Source organism: Collinsella sp. An2 (assembly GCF_002160065.1).
Lineage (GTDB): Bacteria > Actinomycetota > Coriobacteriia > Coriobacteriales > Coriobacteriaceae > Limicola.
Genome location: NZ_NFJW01000002.1, coordinates 209,472 through 229,713, shown reverse-complemented (window position 1 = coordinate 229,713; position 20,242 = coordinate 209,472). Strand labels below are relative to the sequence as shown.

Here is a 20,242-nt window from a genome sequence, read left to right as displayed (position 1 = left end):
CAGGGCCCTTGCGTGAAATCGATGACCACAGGTAAACGGCAGCCGCGGCGCGTCACTCCGACGTAGCGAACTGGCTGTTGTAGAGCTCGGCGTAGGCGCCGCCGCGCGCAAGGAGCTCGTCGTGTCCGCCGCGCTCGATGATCTTGCCGTCGCGCATGACCAGGATGCAGTCGGCGTTGCGAATCGTCGACAGGCGATGTGCCACGATGAAGCTCGTGCGACCCGCGATCATCTCGTCAAACGCCGCCTGAACCTGCAGCTCGGTACGCGTGTCGATGGAGCTTGTAGCTTCGTCCAGCAGCAGGATCGCAGGATTGGTGAGCATGACGCGGGCGATGCACAGCAGCTGCTTCTGGCCCTGCGAGAAGGTCCCTCCATCCTCGGGAATCACGGTGTCGTATCCCTTGGGCAGCGCCTCGATGAACGCGTGGGCGTGTGCCCGGCGCGCCGCCGCCTCGACCTCTTCGCGCGTGGCATCAGGACGGCCGTAGGCTATGTTGTCGTGCACCGTGCCCTCGAAAAGCCAGGTATCCTGGAGCACCATACCGAAGGCACGGCGCAGGCTAGACCGCGTGAGACGCGCGATGGACTCGCCGTCCAGGCGGATGTCGCCCGCATCGACATCGTAGAAGCGCAGCAGCAGATTGATGAGGGTCGTCTTGCCGCACCCTGTTGGCCCCACAAGCGCGAACCTCATGCCAGGGCGGGCATGGACGCAGATGTCTTGCAGCAGCGGACGGTCCTTTACGTACGAGAAGTCGACGTGGTCGATCTGCACGTCGCCCTTAGGATGTGCAAGCTCGTGGGCGTCAGCGGGGTCAGGCTCCTCCTCGGCCGCGTCGAGCAGGGCAAACAGGCGACGCGCGCTGGCAAACGCGGTCTGGATCTGCGTAATGACGCTGGTTATCTCGTTGAACGGCTTGGTGTATTGATTCGCATAGGACAAAAAGGTCTGGACCTGGCCCACGGTGAGCGGCGCGGGCACGCCGGTAATAACGCACATGCAGCCGATGATCGCCACGACGGCATAGATCACGTTGTTCACGAAGCGGGTGCCAGGATTGGACAGCGAACTTAAGAACTGAGCACGCTCGCCTGCCGTATAGAGCTCCCCGTTGATGCTGTCGAATCCCTCCTGCGCACGGTCGCCATAGGCGAAGGTGTCCACGAGCTTCTGGCTGCCAACCAGCTCCTCGACGTATCCTCCCAGCTGTCCCTGGATGCGCTGCTGGGAGGCGAAGCTATGGTTGGACAGCTTGGCGATAAGCGATGCCACGATCACCGAAAGCGGGGTCACAAGCACCACCACCACGGCCATGGGCACCGAGATCGACAGCATGAAGACAAGCGTGCCGACAATCGTGACGACGCCGGTAAACAGCTGTGTAAAGCCTTGCAGCAGGCCGTCCCCCACCTGGTCGACATCGTTCACGACGCGCGAGATGAGATCCCCGTGCGCATGCGAGTCCACGAAGGACAGCGGCATGCGAAACAGCTTGTCGTTTGCCTCGACGCGCATGTCCCGCACCGTTTCGTACGACAGACGGCTGACGCAATATCCCTGCAGCCACTGGAAGGCCGCAGCCCCCACGATAACGAGCGCCAACCGTTCGAGCAGCGGTATGAGCGCACCAAAATCGACCTGTCCGGCCGAGACGATCAGGTCGATTCCCTGGCCGGTCAGGATGGGAACGTAGAGCTGCAGCACCACCGAGATGGCGGCGGACACGAACGAGACCACAAAAGAACCCATATGCGGGCGCACGTAGGAGAGGAGCCTGCGGGCCACCTCGCCTGTCGGCATCTGGGGCACGCGGCCTTCGGGGCCGTCTCCCATGGAGTCAAGGCCGTTGTTGCCCGAGATGCTCGACGCCACCGTGGCGACAGATCCCACCGACTGATACGGGTTGCTCATCGGGCACCTCCTTCCCCTGCAGCCCCCAGCTCTTCACGTTTGAGCTGTGAGAGGCAGATTTCCTGATAGATCGGACACGTGGCCAGAAGCTCATCGTGCGTGCCCTGCCCCACGATCTCTCCGTGGCGCATCACGCAGATGATGTCGGCGTCGCGCACCGACGAGACGCGCTGTGACACGATAACCGTGGTGAGCGGCAGGCCAGCAGATCTGGTATGCGACAGCGTGCGAATAGCCCGACGCAGGGCTGCGTCAGTCTTGAAGTCGAGCGCAGAGGCGGAGTCGTCCAGGATAAGCAGGGCGGGCGAGCCGACCAAGGCGCGGGCGATGGTCAGGCGCTGGCGCTGGCCTCCCGAGAAGTTCTTGCCGCCTGCCTCGACCGGGCTGTCGAGGCCCTGGGGCAGCTTGCGAACGAACTCCGCAGCCTGGGCGCACTCGAGGGCATGCCAGAGCTCTTCGTCCGACGCCTGGGCATCGCGCCAACACAGATTGGAGCGGATGGTGCCCGAGACCAGCGACGCCTTCTGCGGCACCATGCCCACAACCTGGCGCAGCTGGCGCAGCGGCCACAAGCGCACATCGGTTCCCATGACGTCCACCGAGCCGGCCGTCGTGTCGTAAAGTCGCGGAATGAGCGACACAAGGGTGGACTTGCCCGAACCCGTACCGCCTATGACGCCAAGCGTCTGTCCGGGCAGCAGCGTGATGTCGGCATGGTCGACGGCGTTCGTCGAGGAACCGGCGAACGCATAGCAGGCTCCGCTCATGCGCAGAGCGGGAATCGCAGACGCGTCGGCACCGTCTGCGCGGGTCTGCTCCAAGGCGGCTGCAACGGGCGCAAGGTCGACCGGGGCATTCCCCTCGTCGCTGACGCTGGGTTCGCACTCAAGAACCTCGTTCACGCGGGTGGCGCTTGCGCTGGCCTTGGTGAACACCACCACAAGGTTGGCCACATAGACAATGGAAAGCAGCGTCTGGGTCATGTAGTTCACGAAGGCCATGACCTCGCCCTGGGTGAGGTCCCCTACGTTCACCTGGATGCCGCCCGCCCACAGGATCGCGCACACGCCGAGGTTCATCACCAGGAAGGTGACCGGGTTGAGCACGGACGAAAGCTTGCCCACCGCGATGGCCGTCTGCGCCTGGTCGTAGGCCGCGGCGCGAAACCGCTCCCGCTCGTGCTCCTCTCGCACGAATGCGCGGATAACGCGAGCGCCGGAAAGGCCTTCCCGGGTGATGAGGGCAATGCGGTCGAGCTTTTGCTGCATCTGGCGATAGTACGGCACGCATTTGGCCATGACCACCCAGAACACGATGCCGATGAGCGGCGTCGAGATGAGGAAGATAACGCCCAGCTTGAGGTCGATGAGCAGCGCCGCCACCATGGAACCGATCGCCAAAAACGGCCACCGGATGAGCTGACGCACGCCGAGCGCGACGGCAAGCTGCACCTGGTTGACGTCGTTTGTGATGCGTGTGATGAGCGAAGGGGTTCCGAATCGATCGAGCTCGGCATGGGAGAGCCGGTTGATGGAGCGATAGAGCTCCCGGCGGATGTCGGTACCCATACCCTGCGATGCGAGCGCCGCCATCTTCTGGCACACGAGGGTGAAGCACAGTCCAACAACCGCCATGACCAGCAGCAAGACGCCGTAGCGCACGACCTCGGGCACATCGCGCGACGTCACGCCCTCATCGATCATCCGGGCGATCACCAGAGGTGTGAGCAGGTCGAAAAAGACTTCGAGCAGCTTGCTGGCAGGGCCGATGATGAAATAGCGCCGGTAAGCCCCGGCGAATCGCTTGAAAAGCTTGAACATGCCTTTGACCTCGTCAAATTGTGCGGCACATGCCCCCGAGATCCATGCGGGGAGACGCGTCGCAACGTGGAGCGGACAACGTACGGTTGCCCGTTAATAATACCGCCGACCACCTGCGACGATTGTAAAGGTATGGCAATTGTTGTGGACGCGTCGCCTGTAAACCCGCAGCTGAACCTTGGCCCCACGGTGTTACGGTGGCCAATAGATAGAAAAACGCCCTGTGCCCTCGATGGATCCGGGTGCCCGTCAGAGGCTCCTTATGGCTGCTTCCTCCCGGACCTGACCAGGTTCGGAACATATCGTCACCCGAACCCATCGAACGCACAAGGCGTAACCAGTCGCCTGAGGCGACCCCTGTATGGTACCCGGTTCTTCGCCGCGCGTCGAGAGCCTATGCGGGAAGGCATGGCAAAATTGCGGCAATCCACACGTTCGATGCCCGACGGATGCACGCGGCCGACGGTGACAAATGTGCGCAGCCGACGGTTTCACGCGGTCGACGGCAATGGATTCACGCAGCCGAAAGTTGTTCTGTGGCAATTCACACGCTCAACAGGCCAAAACAGGGCCTTGAGCGTGCAAATTGCCGCAGAACCCAAACGGTTCCTTGGCCGACGACCGTTTTGGCTTCGGCGGCACCTGCCTACAGGCGCAACAGCCGGGCCACCGTCTCACCAGCGCAGACCACGTTTTCGCGCGTCTCGTCCGGCTGAAGCGCCTCGCTGAGCGACATGGGTCGACGGATGATGGGCAGCACCACATCGATGCCGCCCCGGTATATGTCATCGAGACGGTCTTCACGGCCGCCCACCACCGCAATGACGGGAACGCCGGCAGCTCGTGCGCGGCGGGCAACGCCCAGAGGCGTCTTGCCGGATGCGCTCTGCTCGTCGAGCATGCCCTCGCCGGTCACCACGACATCCGCCTTAGCGAGCGCTCGATCGAAGCCGACAAGGTCAAGCACCTCATCGACGCCCGAGACAACGCTTCCGCCAAGCGCCAACACCGCCGCACCCAGCCCGCCGGCGGCGCCTGCCCCCGGTACCCCGGGAAGCGACCTGAACGGTGGGTTGAGAGTGGCACGACATGACGCGTCAAGCAGCGCACCGAAGCGAATCATATGCCGGTCAAGATCGCCCACGGCATCGGTGGGGAGCCCCTTTTGTGGCCCAAAGACCCGCACGGCGCCGCGCGGGCCCACGAGCGGATTGGTCACGTCGCAGAGCGCGACAAGACGCACCGAACGCAGCGCTTCGTTCGCCGGTTCAAGCTCGATGTGCGCCACATCGGCCAACCCTTCAAGGCCAGGGCGAATCGGCCGACCATCTGCATCGGTTAGGCGGGCGCCCAGGGCCGCGAGCATACCCGAGCCACCGTCACTTGTGGCGCTGCCACCCAAGCCGAGATATACGGTCGTGGCACCCCTCGACACGGCGTCGAGAACAAGTTCGCCCACCCCGTAGGTCGAAGCGGCCAGCGCCGCAGCGGGAGACCCGGACGATTGCGTGAGCCCCGCAACCGAGGCGACCTCGATAAACGCACCAGCCGACGCGTAGCCAGGTGCCTCCGCTTCCTTTTCAAACGCAAGATAGGACGCTTCGATCTCCTGGCCCATGAGGTCGTGGGCCCGCGCGGAGCGAGGATGCGCGCCGAGCGCATCACAAAGCGCCTCGGCGGTACCTTCGCCGCCGTCCCCCACCGGCAGGGCAACCACGTCGAGGGCGGAATCGCCACGCCGCATGCCTTCCGCAAGCCAGGTCTCGACCTGGGCGCTTGACGCCGAGCCCTTAAACGAGTCGACGGCCAATAACACGCGGCGAACGCGGCGGGATGCAGGGCGGCAAGACCGCACGGCCGCCGCAGGCACCGCGTTTGCCGCCTGGCACGCCGCCAATCCCTGTTTGGAGCTGTGGGTCGAGGCGGCACGCACTCCGCCCTCTTCCGCAGGCGCCTCGGAAGCGCCTGTACGAAGCGAGCTGAAGAACGCGCGCAACAACTCGGCACACTCGTGTTCCAGGACTCCCGCGGTAACCGTAAAGCGATGATTGAGCCGAGCGTCATCGGCCAGGTCATACAGGGTTCCGAGCGCCCCGCCCTTGGGATCTGCCGCGCCATAGACACAGCGGTCGATACGTCCGTTCACCATGAGGCCCGCACACATACAGCAGGGCTCGAGCGTCACGTAGACGGTGCACCCCGTGAGTCGCCACCGCCCCAAGGCACGGGCAGCGGCAACCATCGCGGCAAATTCTGCATGGGCAGAGGGGTCCTCGTCCAGCTCGCGCCGGTTGTGCGCACGGGCGATAACCTTGCCCTCGCACACCACAACAGCCCCGATGGGAACCTCTCCCTCGCACGCGGCAGCCTGGGCTTCCGCTATGGCCTCGCGCATGAAGCGCTCGTCCGCAGCGGATTGGTCCCTGCTCTCAGCAGGCTGTTCCCCGGCCAACCGATCCGTCATGGCGAGCCGCCCTCCTGTCTGCATCCGCCGCGCAAGGCGTCCTCGCGCGCTCCGTAGCTGTGATTCGATGCTATCATTACCAAACACGGAGAGATGGCAGAGCGGTTGAATGCGGCGGTCTTGAAAACCGTTAGGCGCGCAAGCGTCTCGGGGGTTCGAATCCCCCTCTCTCCGCCAGGCGACATATAGCGGACGCGGCGAGCCCGCCTATGCGGTGTGAACCTACCGGAAAGGAACCTCCCATGATTCCCATCATCGTCGGCATCGTCATCGTCTTCATCGTTATCGTGGCCATTGCTGGTCTGTACAACAACATGGTCACGCTGCGCAACCGCATCGACAATGCGTGGCAGAACATCGACACCCAGCTGCAGCGTCGAGGCGACCTGATTCCCAACCTGGTCGAGACCGTCAAGGGCTACGCCGCACACGAGCGCGCGACCCTCGACGCCGTCGTTACGGCTCGCAACGCCATGAACGCCGCGAGCACGCCGGAAGATAAGATGGCGGCGGACAACATGCTCACCGGCGCGCTGCGTCAGCTGTTTGCCGTGGCCGAGGCATACCCCGATCTTAAGGCGAACTCGAACTTCATGCAGCTGCAGACCTCGCTCGAGGACACCGAGAACAAGATTTCGTATGCCCGTCAGAGCTACAATGACTGCGTACTCAACTACAACAACGCCATCCAGACGTTCCCCGGCAACATCTTTGCCGGCATCTTCCAGTTCAAGGAGCGCACGGGCTTTGAGGCGGCCGAGGCGGCGCGTGAGGCGCCACACGTCAAGTTCTAACTTGCCAGGCCGGAACGAACGGCAAACAGCTACCAGAAGCGCATCGAGGGCCACAGGGCCCCCGATTTCTTACGTACGCTTAAAGAGTGCGTGCGGAACCTTCACCAGAGCATGTCCCAAACGATAGCTCGTCGATTGCTCAAGATCGGCTATGCGCGCCCGTGCGGCGGAGAGCTCCCCTTCAAGGGCCTCGACACGCGACGCAAGCTCCTGCTCATGGGCGCGGGACGCCTCCAGATCGACGGCGGCCTGCGACCGAGCTCTCGGATAGTACACCTCCGGCTCTTCAGGAGCCGGCTCATGCGCCTCTATGGCACAGAACAGCTCCTGGAACGCCGCCTCGACCTTAGGCCTCAGCGCGTCGAGCCCCTCTTCAATCTCGGCCTTCGTTGCCTCCGGATCGTTCCACGCGCGAAGTGCAGCGCCGGAAAGCCGGTCGGCAACTTCATCAAGGGAGACCAGGTAATCGCCGCGTTCCATCTCGCGAAAATGAGACCCAACCTTTTCGTTGTAATCAAGACCGATAGCAGGCTTGCCCAGCACGTGATGGAGGATCGAGCAATGAAGGCGCATGGCAACTGCCATGGCCGAATGCTTGACCACCGCAAGCATATCCGGCATCGACAGACGCGTCTTGACCTCAACAACCTGGGCGGTTTGCATGGCGTCGGCAACGCGATGATGAATGTGCACATCATCGGGGTCGAACGGAACAAATGCGATGGTAAGGCCCGTCTGGCTGGCGATACGGTCGAGCTCAGCTGCGAGCGCGCGCTCGAACCCGGGAGGATTGAGCGGCCAATCGCGCAGCACAACGGTGAAATAGCGACCCGGCTCAAGGCCGCTAGGGAGGTTATCAGATGCCCGGTTCAAAACGGTGTCGCGTGCAGACAAAACCAGGTCGGCATAGGCCGCAACCTGTTCGGACGGATAGCCGCAATCAAGCGCAAGCTTCACGCTGTCCTGGTCGCGCAACAGCAGGCGCGCTCCAGCAAGGCCGATATAGCGCAGCGCGGCGCGCGCAGCCGGCTTGGCAATGGGGCCAAGACCCGCGCCTAGATACAACGCCGGGACCCCGAATCGCCATGCCATGAGGCAGACCCCCGCCTGGCAGGCGGGATCCATATACGGCTCTACGAACAGCTCAATGTCTCCCGGAGTAAATGCGAAAGGATCGTCAAAAATGAGACCACCGCAGAACACCACACAACTCGCGCGGCGCACCATATTAAACATCCGATAATGCTCGTTCGCACGAACTGCATCGAACCCGAACTCCGTCTTGATTCGCTCGGAATCCCCTCCGATGACCCGAACCACCGCCTCCGGAAAACGCGATTCAACATGGTCGGCAACAACCTGAAGCAACAGGTCGTCACCGAAATTCTGCATGCCCAGCCATCCGTATACAACAACATCACGAGACGGGTGCTCAAGCGTTGCGGCAGCCTTGCACAAGCTGTCATTGGCGAACATATCTTCGAGCGCGTCATCCAAGAGCGGCAATGCATCAAGCCAGACGCGTTGCCGTTGTAGACACGCCTTATATCGAGACGTGCTTGCAAGCAACCCGGAGACCGTCTCGACCAAATCCCCCTCATCGAACAACACGACCGCATCGCCCAATGAGCCGTCCCAGGTGTCAGCGAGAGATCTCTCGACGAGGACGACGCAGCCCTCCGAAATCCGCATGGCGACATCTTGTGCGGACATCCGCCACTGCCCATCGAAAAGCAAGCACAACTTTGCCGACCGACCGATGGCTGCAGCAACGCCCAAATTCAGGTCGAGGGGTGCGGCGCCTCGAAGTGGAGCATATCTCTCGACGGAAAGCGACGCCTCTCGCTCCAGCCTACGCAGCAGACCTTCGACACGGTCATCGAGCCCATGCGGCACAATCACCGCATGAGGACGAGTACCATCGGGTAAAGAGCAGCAGGCCTGTATATACGCATCGTCCCTATAGGTCCCAGCCAACGTCGATGATTCCGCGGCGTCGGACATTTCGACATGGACACCGTCGCCAAACTGCACCGTAGGCAGTCCAAGCTTCTGCACTGCCTGATATATGGGCTTATTCGACAGCAGCATGCGCTGCTCAACAAACACGATAGAAGGACGGAACCCCCTCTGCGACGCCTCAATCACCAGAGGGGCATTCGGCGCATTGGCCGAACAGAGCGTGACGGCATGCCCGGCGCGTTTCAGGGCCTCGGCGATTCGGCACGAGAAGCCGGCTTCCCCCAATCGCGTATCACCGATCACAGCAATCCGAGCGTACATTAGCTCCTGCCCTTCAAACGGTCTATCAAGATGTGAACTGGCTTTGCAAGAGATGCCAGCTTTTTAGCCAATCTCCAAGAACGCGATGACGTAATCCATGCGAGCTCGTCGCTCTTCTGACGCTCCTGCTCCTCGACAACACGCCTCATCTTGTTGTCGAAACCATCTTGGACCTTGAAGTATTCGAAGTCTCTACGAAAATCTATCAAGATCTCAAATAGATGATTAAGCGGATCTCCCCCCTTCGCACGTTGATAAAAAGTGCGATAAGCCTGATCAATCAGCGCGTCATGAACTTCAATATATTGCCACCAGTCGGAAATGAGACTCCTATATAGCGTTAAATACTCGTCGCTATTCGCGCTGCTCCATAGTTGGTATTGAAAGGTGTCGAGCAACAGGTTCACAAACTGGTACTGAAACCAGCGGTCGTCATGATACGGCGCAAACGCGTCGAACAGCATGCGTAGCGCCGTGACTCCCGCAGCCTTGCGGTCGTTTCGCGTCAGACTTCCTGCATTGTCCTTGCGGTAGTGATACAGCACGTCGGGGATGAGGATCACGCGCTCGGCCGGCAACATGGCCCGATATACGAACACAAGGTCCTCGGAAGAGCGCAGTTCCTCTGGATACGCAAGCCCAAGCTCGCGCAGATACGAAGCCCGAAACGCAATGCGCCACACGTTGGGCGTAACAGCGAACATAGCGGGGAAGTCCAGGTCACGTGTAGCAAAGGTATGCTCGTAGCACTCATCGTGCGGGCATCGAGCCCAGGGGAACGAGACTTGAGGGTCCTCGTAGCACTCATCGAGCGAGTAAATCACCAGCTGGGCATCGTGCTCATGGGCAGCATCGAGCGCTCGCTCGACCAGCGTCGGCTCGACCGCGTCATCCGAGTCCATAAAGAGGATGTACTCCCCCCGAGCATGCTCCATACCCGTGTTGCGCGCACACGATACGCCCGGCCGGCGCTCCTCAAACACGCGAACTCGCCTGTCCGATTGCGCTATCTTTTGCAGTATTGCCGGCGACTCGTCGGTAGATCCGTTGTCGACGCAGATAACCTCGAAATCGGACCTCGTCTGATTGAGCGCGGATGTCAGACAGCGCTCCAAATATGCGGCGCTGTTGTAGACAGGAATCACGATACTTGCCGAGATGCCGTCCAATGGGTCCTCGCCTTCCTTGGAAGCACGTTAATCAGCCGTCGATTATACCAGCGCACGCGTGCCGCCCCGGCATCCACACGCCCCTGCGTCCCTGCCGACATCTCAACACAAAAAGGCTCCGGAGCTTCCTGTCGGGCATCGAGCACATCGCTCGAACAACCCTGCAGGAAGCATCCGGAGCCTCCTTGAATCAGCACGAGGTGCAACGTGCGGGCGGGACGTGGCGCGCGGGTCGGTGCACAAACCCCTGCTCGTCCACGGGCGCGTCACACGGCCGGTGCCGCGGCATCACAGAGCCGCGTTGCAGCGCGGCGCGCTCGCGCCTTAAGCGAAGACGCGTTACGCTACGCGATCTTGACGACCCAGCCCTCGGGGCCCTCGACCTCGCCGTCCTGGATGCCGGTCAGGGTCTCGCGCAGCTTCTTCATGACGGGACCAACATGGTCCATGCCGCTCTCGCCAAAGACGGTCTCCTGGTCGCCGTTCACGACCTTGCCCACCGGGCTGATGACCGCAGCCGTGCCGCACATGCCGCACTCGACGAACGCGCCGTCGGTCACCTCGGAGAAGAGCACCGGACGCTCGACGACCTTCATGCCCAGCATGTGCTCGGCGACGTACACCAGCGAACGACGCGTGATGGACGGCAGGATGGAGTCGGTGTGGGACTGCGGCACTACAAGCGTGCCGTCCTTGTCGACGAACAGGAAGTTCGCGCCGCCGGACTCCTCCACGTAGGTGTGCGTCTGCGGATCGAGGAACATGTTGTCGGCAAAGCCCTCGGCATGCGCCTGGACGCTCGGGTAGAGCGACATAGCATAGTTGAGGCCGGCCTTGATGTTGCCCGTGCCGTGCGGTGCAGCGCGGTCAAACTCAGGGACCTTGACGGCAACGGGCTTCACGCCACCCGAGTAATACGGGCCCACCGGGGTTACGAGGATGCGGAACTGGTACTCGTCGGCAGGAGCGACGCCGATGACCTCGCCGGTCGCCACCATGAACGGACGCACGTAGAGCGTAGCGCCCGAGCCGAACGGCGGCACCCAGGCCTCGTTGGCCTTGACGACCATCTTGACGGCCTCGATGAACTTATCCTCGGGGAACGGAGGCATCACGATACGACGCGCGGAGTCGGCCATGCGCTTGGCGTTAAGGTCGGGACGGAAGCAGACGATGTCACCGTTTTTGGTGGTGTATGCCTTGAGGCCCTCGAAGACCTCCTGGCAGTAATGGAAAATGCCGGCGCACTCGGACAGGGTAAGGGTGTGGTCGGTCGTAAGGCCGCCCTCCTCCCATGCGCCGTTCTTATAGTTGCAGACATAGCTGTAGTCGGTGGGCTGATACGCGAAACCGAGGCTACCCCAGTCGATGTCTTTCTTCTCCGTGGCCATAAAATGACTCCCCTCATAACGTTCATCTGTATCTTTGCAACCGACGCGCGGCGCCGACAAAGACGCATGCGAGTGATTGTACTCCCCCGACCATGCACGTGGGCGATGTTCTTTGCCACACTAAAGTTTTAACGGTCTCCCTATGCGCTGTATAATTCCTAGCATTTCGCTATACTTAACAAACCAGACGCTCCACGCAGAAAGAAGCCCTGTTCATGAGCTTTGTGACCACCATCTCAGAGGATATTCGCACGGTAAAGGAAAACGACCCGGCCGCACAGAGCGGGTTTGTGATCTTCCTTTCTTATCCGGGACTCCACGCCAAATGGATGCACACCCCCGAACATTGGCTCTGGAACCACGGGCTGCGCGGCCTCGCCCGCGTCATCTCACAGATCACCAGGTTCTTTACCGGTGTCGAGATTCATCCCGCCGCGCAGCTGGGCCGCCGCCTGTTCATAGACCATGCCATGGGCGTGGTCATTGGCGAGACCACCATCGTGGGCGACGACTGCGTGCTCTACCAGGGCGTCACCCTGGGCGGCACCGGCAACGAAAGCGGCAAGCGACACCCCACCCTGGGAAACGGCGTCGTCGTTGGGTCGGGCGCAAAGGTGCTGGGCAACATCACGATCGGCGACCATGTGCGCATCGGCGGCAACTCCGTGGTGGTCAAAGACGTCCCCTCGGACTGCACCGTCGTGGGCGTGCCGGGACGCATCGTGCGGCGGAACGGCTGCCGCGTGCTGGAAGCCACCTACGATAAGCAGCGTCGCCGCGCGAGCATGCCCGACCCCGTCGAAGAGCAATCGCGCATCAACCGCGAAGGCATCAGGGGCAACCGTCGTCGCATCGAGGAGCTTGAGCAGCAGGTCGCCGAACTTACCGCGCTCGTCGAAAAGCTGACCAACCAATAAAGGCGGCAAACCAATCCAACCAACAGGAGCACGCAGAGAGTGAGCAGCGCGGTTCGATGCCTCTTCTCGCAACATAGACGGCATCGAGCGTCGCACGGGGACTGCGCACGTTACAATACGGGAAGCCTCACGATAGAGGAATCTCGACACCCAGCCCCACACGGGTGGCAACCAAGAAAGGAGCAACCCTTGGCACGCATCACCGTCGATTACTTCTCCGCAGCTCTTATGCGCACCACGACCCTCGATGTCATTCTTCCCGTCGACAACGTGGGAGACGCCATGGCGCTCGACTATAACCTGCGTCACAACAACCAGTCCGCGCAGGACGCGCCCTACCCCGTGCGCAAGGGGCCGTTCAAGACTCTCTTCCTGCTTCATGGCATCACGGGCAACCACACCGACTTCATCTCCGAGACGCGCATCCGCGCCCTCGCCGAGGACCACAACCTCGCCGTGATCATGCCGTCGGGCTATAACGCCTTCTACCTCGACCAGCCCGAGACCCACAACTATTACGGACGCTTCGTAGGCCAGGAGCTCGTCGAGGTTGCCCGTGCCATGTTCCCGCTCTCCCAGCGCCGCGAGGACACCTTCATCGGCGGCGTCTCCATGGGTGCCTACGGCGCGTTGCGCAACGGCCTTAACTACTGCGAGAACTTCGGCGCCATCATCTCGCTGTCCTCGGCCATGGTCGTCGAGGGCTTCGATCGCATCATCTCCGATGACCTGTTCTTCCTGAGCCGCCCCTTCCTTGAGTCCACCTTCGGCGACCTGAACCACGTGGTGGACAGCGACAAGGACCCGGGACGCCTGGCCGCGGACATCGTGTACTGCGACCGCCCGCGTCCGCGCGTGTTCATGGCGATCGGCAACCAGGACCCGCTGGCGCCCGCAAACCGCTACCTTGCCGATCGCATGCGTGGCACCGGCATCGACGTCACCTATCGCGAGATGAACGGCGGCCACGACTGGCATCTGTGGAACGAGGCGCTCCAGCAGGCTATTGACTGGCTCCCCCTGTAGCGCCGAACGCCGACTGCTGCCGCCGCTCATCCAAGTCAGCCTAGCGAGCGGCTTTCCTCGGGTACCATAGGACTAGATTGTCTGCGCCTCCTCCGGGAGGCGCACGTCACCCGTTTAGCCAGTCAGGAGGAACACCATGGCATTGCTCCGGGTCGACTTCTATTCGCGCTACCTTCAGCGCAACGTGATACTCACCGCCGTCATCCCGGTGGACAAAATGGATGGCGATAAGCTGGCAAAGCGTCGGCAGGGTCCCTACCGCACGATGTACCTGCTGCACGGCCTGTTTGGCCGCGACTACGACTGGATCGACAAGACGCACGTGGTGCAAACCGCCGAGGCGCGCGACGTCGCCGTCATCATGCCTTCGGGCGAGGACGGCCTGTACCTCAACAAGCCCGAGATCAACGAATGGCACGGCAAGTTCATCAGCGAAGAGCTCGTCGAGGTGACGCGGCGCCTGTTCCCACTGTCGCGCAAGCGCGAGGACACCGCCCTCGCAGGCATCTCTATCGGCGCGTACACCGCCCTCATCAACGGCCTTCTGCGCCCCGACCGCTTTGGGTCGATTGTGGCACTCTCGGGCGCGTTCATGCGCGACCGCGTGCTCGAGGCGGTGGAGTCGCATAGCCCGCGCAAGCGCAAGTATTACGAGCGCTTCTTTGGTGACCTCGATACGGTCATCGGCTCCGATAAGGACTACGTGACCCTGATCGACCGCTTCAAGGAAGACCCGACGCTCCCCAAGCCCAAGTTCTATGGGGCCTGCGGCGAGCACGACAACCTGTGCGACAACAACCGCGAGGTGGTAGGCCTCCTCAAGGACGCCGGGTTTGACGTGACGTACTGGGAACCCGAGATCGGCGCCCACGAATGGCCGTTCTGGAACGCCTGGATCGACTGCGCGCTGGACTGGTTCGCGCCCGGCGAGATGCGTCCCTCGTCTGCCAAGGTCGATTACACGGAGCTCACCAGCGCCCGCCCGCCCGACGAAGGCAAGGGCATCCCCATGAATCGCTGATGGACGCAGCCCCTGCAGATGAAACTCTAGCTATAGGTAAACCCCCTTGACCCACGCTTCCAACGGATCGGGTCAAGGGGGTATTTGTTAGGACTGCGAACCGGACAGCTCGGCAGAGGTGTCGCACGCGGCGGGCAAGAGGCGGCCAGCCCTTCTCGTCCGCCCGCAGACGCTTTCTCGTCCGCCGCAGGCTCTTTCTCGCAATCTAGGTCCTCGATTTTGCCGTTTTGAAGCCCAGAAATGGCAAAATCGAGGACTTCGTTGAAGCCTTCGCCAGGACGAGGGCAAACTTAGGCAAACTGCGAGTTATACAGATCGGCGTAGACGCCGCCCGCGGCGAGCAGCTGCTCGTGGGTGCCCTGCTCGATAATCGTGCCGTGATCCATCACCAGGATGAGGTCGGAATCCACGATCGTCGAGAGGCGGTGCGCGATTACAAAGCTCGTCCTGCCCTGCGTGAGCCGCTCCATAGCCGTGACGATAGCCTTTTCTGTACGCGTGTCCACGCTCGACGTCGCCTCGTCCAGAATGAGAATCGCCGGGTTAGCCAAAAGCACGCGGGCGATGGTGAGAAGCTGGCGCTGCCCCTGGCTGATGTTCTCGGCGTCGTTGGCGAGCTCCGTCTCGTACCCATGCGGCATTGTGCGCACAAAGAAGTCGACCTGCGCGGTCTTTGCCGCCTGCACGATCTCTTCCTTGGTGGCATCGGGGCATCCGTACGCGATGTTCTCGGCGATGGTCCCCTCGCGCAGCCAGGCGTCCTGCAGTACCATGCCAAAGTTGCGACGCAGGTCTGCACGGGTCATCGCATGGGTGTCTACGCCGTCGAGCGTAATGCGACCGCCGTCGATCTCGTAGAAACGCATGAGCAGGTTGATGAGGGTGGTCTTGCCGGCGCCGGTCGCGCCTACGATGGCTACCTTCTGCCCCGGCTCGGCCACAAAGCTCACGTCCTTCATGAGAGGACGGTCGGGGTCGTAGCCAAAGCGCACATGCTCGAAAGCGATACGTCCGCGAACGGGGCGGACCACCTGCGCGGGCTCGGCAGGATCGGGGTCGATCTCGGGCTCGTCCAAGATGCCAAACACGCGCTCCACCGCCGCAAGCGCGCTCTGCAGCTGGTTCATGGTAAGCGAGAACTGCGTCAGCGGCTCGGCTGCCGTGTTCACATACTGGAAGAACGCCTGCAGCGTACCCACGGTAAGCTGTCCCTGCATAAGGAATCCGCAGCCCAGAAGCGCCAGGACCACCTGGGCAAAGCGCACCAGGCAGCGCACCATAGGCGCAACCACGTTCGTGACGAAGTCCGTCTTGCGCATGGTGTCTGCCAGACGCTGAGTCGCCTCGTGGATGCGGTGCGAGCTCGCCTGCTCCTGGTTGAACGCCTTAATGACGATACGTCCCGAATAGGCCTCTTCGACATGCCCGGTCAAGATGCCGACCGCACGCTGCTGCTCGGCGGCAAGCACGAGCGTCTTTTTGGCCACCAGACGCGTCATAACAACCGAGATGGCCGCGAAGACGAAGAACACAAGCGCCAGCACCAGATTCAGACGAACCATCATAATGGCCGCTCCGATAACCGACCCCACGGCAATGAGCATGGAGAGCAGACCTCGCTGCAGCACCTCCGACACCTTGTCGAGGTCGTTGGTGGCGCGGCTCATGACGTCGCCCGGTTTATGGGCGTCGTAGAACTTGAGCGGAAGGCGATTGAGCTTCTCGGCGATAAGGCGGCGCAGCTTGAGGTTCAGGCGCTCCGCAAAGCTTGCCATCGTGAAGTTCTGAATGGTGTAGAACGCCCATGCGAGCGTCCAGATACCCACGAAGATGAGCAGCTCGCGACCGCCGGTGTCCCAGCCGATGCTAAACGACTCGCCCCGGGCAAAGGCCTCTTGGATGTTTCCCCACAGCAGGTCGATGACATGGGCGCTGTACGCCGGCGCGGCGATATGGGAAACGGTGTAGCAAACGATGCAGACCAGGACCACCGCAAAGCGCCAGTGCTCCCCCGTCGAGACCGACCACAGACGCCGCAGCGTCGCCTTCGGGTCGCGAGGAACCTCGAGCTCCTGCTCGGGCTCGGGGTCGGGAGCGCCGGGGCGGGCAGGCTCGAGCATCTGGGACGTCGCGCCTTCGGCAACCTGGTTGGCAGCAGCGCTTATGGGCTGTTCGGCAGACATGTGGGTCGTATCGTGCTTCTCCATCGTCACGGCTACTCACCTCCCTTCGCATCCACAACGGGCTTCTCGGACACCTCGACCGCATCGTCTGGCTCGGCGGCGTCATCCATGAGCGCTTCGAGCTCGTCCGCACGAAGCTGAGAACGTGCAATCTCTCGATACGCCTCGCAGGTGCGCATGAGTTCTTCGTGGGTTCCAAGCCCCTGGATGCAGCCGTCTTTGAGCACAACGATCTGGTCGGCGTTGAGGATGGTATTGATGCGCTGCGCGATGATGAGCACCGCGGCGTGTGAGACCTCCTGAGCAAGAGCATGTCGCAGAGCGGCATCGGTCTTAAAGTCGAGCGCGCTGAACGAGTCATCGAAGATGTAGAGGTCGGCCTTCTTGACCAAGGCGCGCGCAATGGACAGGCGCTGACGCTGGCCGCCGGAGAAGTTGGTGCCGCCTTGCGCCACCCGGCTCTCAAGGCCGTCGGGAAGCTCGCGCACAAAGCCGGACTGCGCCACATCGAGCGCATGCCAGAGCTCCTCGTCCGTGGCATCGGGCGCACCGTAGCGCAGGTTGTCGGCGATAGTACCGCTAAAGAGCCACGCCTTCTGCGGAACATAGGAGATATGGTCGCGCAGCGCCTCCTGCGTGAGGTCTCGTACGTCCACGCCGCACAACCGCACGCTGCCATCGGTGACGTCGTGGAAGCGTAGCAGCATCTTTGCGATGGTCGACTTGCCCGAACCCGTTGGCCCGATGATAGCCGTGGTCGTGCCGCGACGGCACATGAAGTTGATATGGTGCAGCGTGTCCTCGTCGGCGTCGGCAAAGCGGAAGGACGCGTTGCCAAAGTGAGCGACGACGGGCGCCTCGGCGTTCTGCGCAGCAGCACCGCCATCGGAGATCGCCAGCTGGTCAGCGGGACCGTCGGCAATCGACGGCTCGTGGTCGATCACCCGGCGGCAGCGCTCCAGGCACACAAGCGCGCGGGGCAGCATAAGCGCACTAATCTGCGCCATCATGATGAAGAAGAGGATGAGCATCGCATACTCGACGCAGGCCGAAATCGAAGCGATCTCCATGGCGTGGGCGCCCACGCGATTTCCTCCCAGCCAAATGGTCGCGACTTCGGCGATGTTCATAATGAAGAAAGACGAGCAGTCGAACGTCGCAAAAATCCAGTTCACCCGGATGGCATTGGTGGCATACGAGCTGAACGCCTCGTCGAGGCTCTGACGCTCCATCTCCTCCTTGCCAAACGCGCGGATCACACGCACGCCCGTGATGCTCTCGCGCAAGCGCACGTTCATGCGGTCGATGAACTGCTGCAGCTTCTGGAAGATCTTCGCAGCCTTGCCCACGCTCGCCACGGCGATTATCGCAACCACGCCCACAAAGCACGCCAGCATGATACCCATCTGCATGTCGATGGAACAGGCAAGCACGATACCGATCACCGCCGCAAACGGAACGGGAAGCATCATCTGTATGGTCATGGTTATGGCCTGCTGGATAACGTTCACGTCGCCGAGCGTGCGTGTGATCATGGACCCGGTTCCAAACTGCTCGAAGTCGCCACCTGAAAACGCCAGCGAGGCATCATAGACCGCGTTACGGATGTCGCGCCCCACCTTTGTGGAAAGATCCGCGCAGAAGTAATTGCATGCGAACGCTCCGGCACCCGACACGAAGGCGGCAACGAGCATGAACATGCCTTGGGTGACGATGTAATCGAAGTTGCCGGTTGAAATGCCGATGTTGATCATATTGGCCAGAATCGTGGGCACAAGCAGCACGCCCGCCAGATTCACCGCGAGCGATCCGAGTACGATGGCGGTCTGAAGACGATAAGGCTTGAGGAAGCGCAGCAGCGTTCTCATACGGCGGATACTCCTTCAACGGTTGTCGAGAACGATGGGACGAAGCGTCGTGTGGGGACGATAAGGCACGCGGTCCGGCGAAGGGACACGCTGGCAAGGGACGGCGCTATGATTCAGCGCCACAGGTTCGCCCCTCGGGCCACAGACCCCGAGAAGCCTTCACGACGTCAGCCTTGCGCTGTTCATCGGCATGGGCGATGCGTTCAGACGCCGCGCCGATTTCGACATCAAGGGCGTCGACGTAGCGTTTGACCAGGCGGACAAGCGTCTTGCGCTCCTGGATAGAAAGCGTTGCGAACGCACGGTCCTCGGCCTCGACGGCGGGAATGATGCGCTCTTGGGCAAAAAGACGCCCCGCGTCGGTAAAAGTCGCGACCTTGCTTTTGCGACTGCCTTCCACGAAGTCGAGCGTGACCAAGCCACGCGCTTCAAGCGTCTTGAGCGCCGAATTGATGGTCTGCTTGCTGTACGCCCACGATGTGGTGAGCGTCGTAACCGGAAGCGATCCTCCACCTACCTGAAGGTCGTAGAGCATCCAGTAGGCGCAGTCCGAAACGCCACAGCCATGGGCAAACACGTGATAGAGCCGTTCAATCTCGCTGTAGAGGTAGTCCAGCTCACGCGGGCCGGCATCGGTTTGTGCAGCATCATGCGCAGCGGTCTGCGCCGTGGATGCATCCCGCTGCAACCGGGAGGATGCCTGGGTGTCTTGCTCGCTCCGCTCGTTGAGCTCGTCCTCTTCGATGCGTGCGTCTCCCACGGGGCCTCCTTCCCGCCTTATTACCGCATGTACCCACGGTCCCGATGGTAGTCCGATTTCGGATTACAGTCAACAAACGGGAGCGTAGATTCGCCGCGGTACGGGGAGACAACCAGCGGCGCGACTGGAGATGGCGATACGACAGGGGGCATCGGTACGACAGGAGATGTTGGTACGACATGAAAACCGCCGACACCTGGGGGAGGCGCCGGCGGTTTAGAAAGGAGAGCAGACAGCTTTGAATCGCTTCCCTGTAGACATGCGGACCTAGAGCGACCATCCTTCCTGGACAGACTCATAGAACGTCGCATCGGGGAACAGATCATGGATGCTCTTGCCGTTGTGCCACGGCAGTTCGACAAGCTCGGGCATGGTGGTCACGAGCTCGGAGCAATCGGTAAAGCGGCCCTTGTCGTTCAGCTTGGAGCAATCCTGTACGCGCCAGTACCCGTCGGTATGGGTGACGTAGTATTCGCCACCATCAACGTCCATGAATACGCGAGTCTTGGAGCGCAGGTACCCCAGGAACCCCTCGAAATCGAAATCAAGTGCCCCCTCGGCTTTGAGTCCCATGATTACCTCCTCGCTACGGGCGCCCCATGCCGCGGCGCCGGCCTGTATATACCAGATA

14 protein-coding genes, 1 tRNA gene and 1 other RNA gene are annotated in these 20,242 nt (G+C 61.8%); 5 read left to right on the top strand and 11 right to left on the bottom strand.

Translation table 11 applies throughout. The annotated features are described in order from the left end of the window. Window positions 1-52: 52 nt before the first annotated feature. The 4 genes from B5F33_RS02820 to tadA form a co-directional block, all read right to left on the bottom strand. Complete coding sequence (locus B5F33_RS02820; protein ID WP_087410273.1) at window positions 53-1,915, bottom strand: ABC transporter ATP-binding protein; 1,863 nt, start codon at window positions 1,913-1,915, stop codon at window positions 53-55. Beyond that, on the bottom strand, window positions 1,912-3,735 hold the full coding sequence (locus B5F33_RS02815; RefSeq protein WP_087410272.1) for an ABC transporter ATP-binding protein: 1,824 nt from the start codon (window positions 3,733-3,735) through the stop codon (window positions 1,912-1,914). The genes B5F33_RS02820 and B5F33_RS02815 overlap by 4 nt, the downstream gene beginning before the upstream one ends. A 226-nt stretch (window positions 3,736-3,961) precedes the next feature. Next, window positions 3,962-4,057: signal recognition particle sRNA small type (ffs, locus tag B5F33_RS02810), an RNA gene on the bottom strand. Window positions 4,058-4,381: 324 nt separating this feature from the next. Next, window positions 4,382-6,199: a tRNA adenosine(34) deaminase TadA gene (gene tadA, locus B5F33_RS02805; protein ID WP_087410271.1), complete on the bottom strand. Its 1,818-nt coding sequence runs from the start codon at window positions 6,197-6,199 to the stop codon at window positions 4,382-4,384. An 87-nt stretch (window positions 6,200-6,286) separates the two neighbouring features. Between tadA and B5F33_RS02800 the strand changes: the two genes are divergently transcribed. Then, window positions 6,287-6,376: transfer RNA gene (locus B5F33_RS02800), tRNA-Ser, on the top strand. A gap of 65 nt (window positions 6,377-6,441) precedes the next feature. Further along, window positions 6,442-6,993 carry a LemA family protein gene (locus B5F33_RS02795; protein WP_087410270.1) on the top strand — a complete coding sequence of 184 codons (552 nt, stop codon included), beginning with the start codon at window positions 6,442-6,444 and terminating at the stop codon, window positions 6,991-6,993. A 69-nt stretch (window positions 6,994-7,062) separates the two neighbouring features. Here the strand turns inward: B5F33_RS02795 and B5F33_RS02790 are convergent, their stop codons facing one another. The 3 genes from B5F33_RS02790 to B5F33_RS02780 all read right to left on the bottom strand — a co-directional run bounded on the left by B5F33_RS02790 (window position 7,063) and on the right by B5F33_RS02780 (window position 11,836). Continuing rightward, window positions 7,063-9,276, bottom strand: coding sequence for a polysaccharide pyruvyl transferase family protein (locus B5F33_RS02790; RefSeq protein WP_087410269.1), 2,214 nt, complete (start codon window positions 9,274-9,276; stop codon window positions 7,063-7,065). After that, window positions 9,276-10,445, bottom strand: a complete 1,170-nt coding sequence (locus tag B5F33_RS02785) for a glycosyltransferase family 2 protein (protein ID WP_087410268.1) — start codon at window positions 10,443-10,445, stop codon at window positions 9,276-9,278. Before B5F33_RS02785 ends, B5F33_RS02790 begins: the two co-directional genes overlap by 1 nt. A gap of 344 nt (window positions 10,446-10,789) precedes the next feature. After that, window positions 10,790-11,836 carry a branched-chain amino acid aminotransferase gene (locus B5F33_RS02780; RefSeq protein WP_087410267.1) on the bottom strand — a complete coding sequence of 349 codons (1,047 nt, stop codon included), beginning with the start codon at window positions 11,834-11,836 and terminating at the stop codon, window positions 10,790-10,792. Window positions 11,837-12,051: 215 nt separating this feature from the next. Between B5F33_RS02780 and cysE the strand changes: the two genes are divergently transcribed. The 3 genes from cysE (at window position 12,052) to B5F33_RS02765 (ending at window position 14,800) form a co-directional block, all read left to right on the top strand. Continuing rightward, window positions 12,052-12,753, top strand: a complete 702-nt coding sequence (gene cysE / locus B5F33_RS02775; RefSeq protein ID WP_087410266.1) for a serine O-acetyltransferase — start codon at window positions 12,052-12,054, stop codon at window positions 12,751-12,753. Between the two features lie 189 nt (window positions 12,754-12,942). After that, window positions 12,943-13,779, top strand: coding sequence for an alpha/beta hydrolase-fold protein (locus B5F33_RS02770; protein WP_087410265.1), 837 nt, complete (start codon window positions 12,943-12,945; stop codon window positions 13,777-13,779). Window positions 13,780-13,915: 136 nt separating this feature from the next. Then, window positions 13,916-14,800 (top strand): alpha/beta hydrolase-fold protein, encoded by an 885-nt coding sequence (locus tag B5F33_RS02765; RefSeq protein ID WP_087410264.1) that lies wholly within the window; start codon window positions 13,916-13,918, stop codon window positions 14,798-14,800. 290 nt (window positions 14,801-15,090) lie between these two features. On the opposite strand, the gene B5F33_RS02760 is transcribed toward B5F33_RS02765, so the two are convergent. The 4 genes from B5F33_RS02760 to B5F33_RS02745 form a co-directional block, all read right to left on the bottom strand. Then, window positions 15,091-16,920, bottom strand: a complete 1,830-nt coding sequence (locus B5F33_RS02760; protein WP_239284699.1) for an ABC transporter ATP-binding protein — start codon at window positions 16,918-16,920, stop codon at window positions 15,091-15,093. Between the two features lie 95 nt (window positions 16,921-17,015). Beyond that, window positions 17,016-18,851, bottom strand: a complete 1,836-nt coding sequence (locus tag B5F33_RS02755; protein WP_087410263.1) for an ABC transporter ATP-binding protein — start codon at window positions 18,849-18,851, stop codon at window positions 17,016-17,018. 106 nt (window positions 18,852-18,957) lie between these two features. Continuing rightward, entirely contained in the window at window positions 18,958-19,611 is a 654-nt protein-coding gene (locus B5F33_RS02750; RefSeq protein ID WP_204214359.1) for a hypothetical protein, read from the bottom strand. A 267-nt stretch (window positions 19,612-19,878) separates the two neighbouring features. Next, window positions 19,879-20,184: a CDP-alcohol phosphatidyltransferase gene (locus tag B5F33_RS02745; protein WP_087410262.1), complete on the bottom strand. Its 306-nt coding sequence runs from the start codon at window positions 20,182-20,184 to the stop codon at window positions 19,879-19,881. Window positions 20,185-20,242 lie beyond the last annotated feature (58 nt).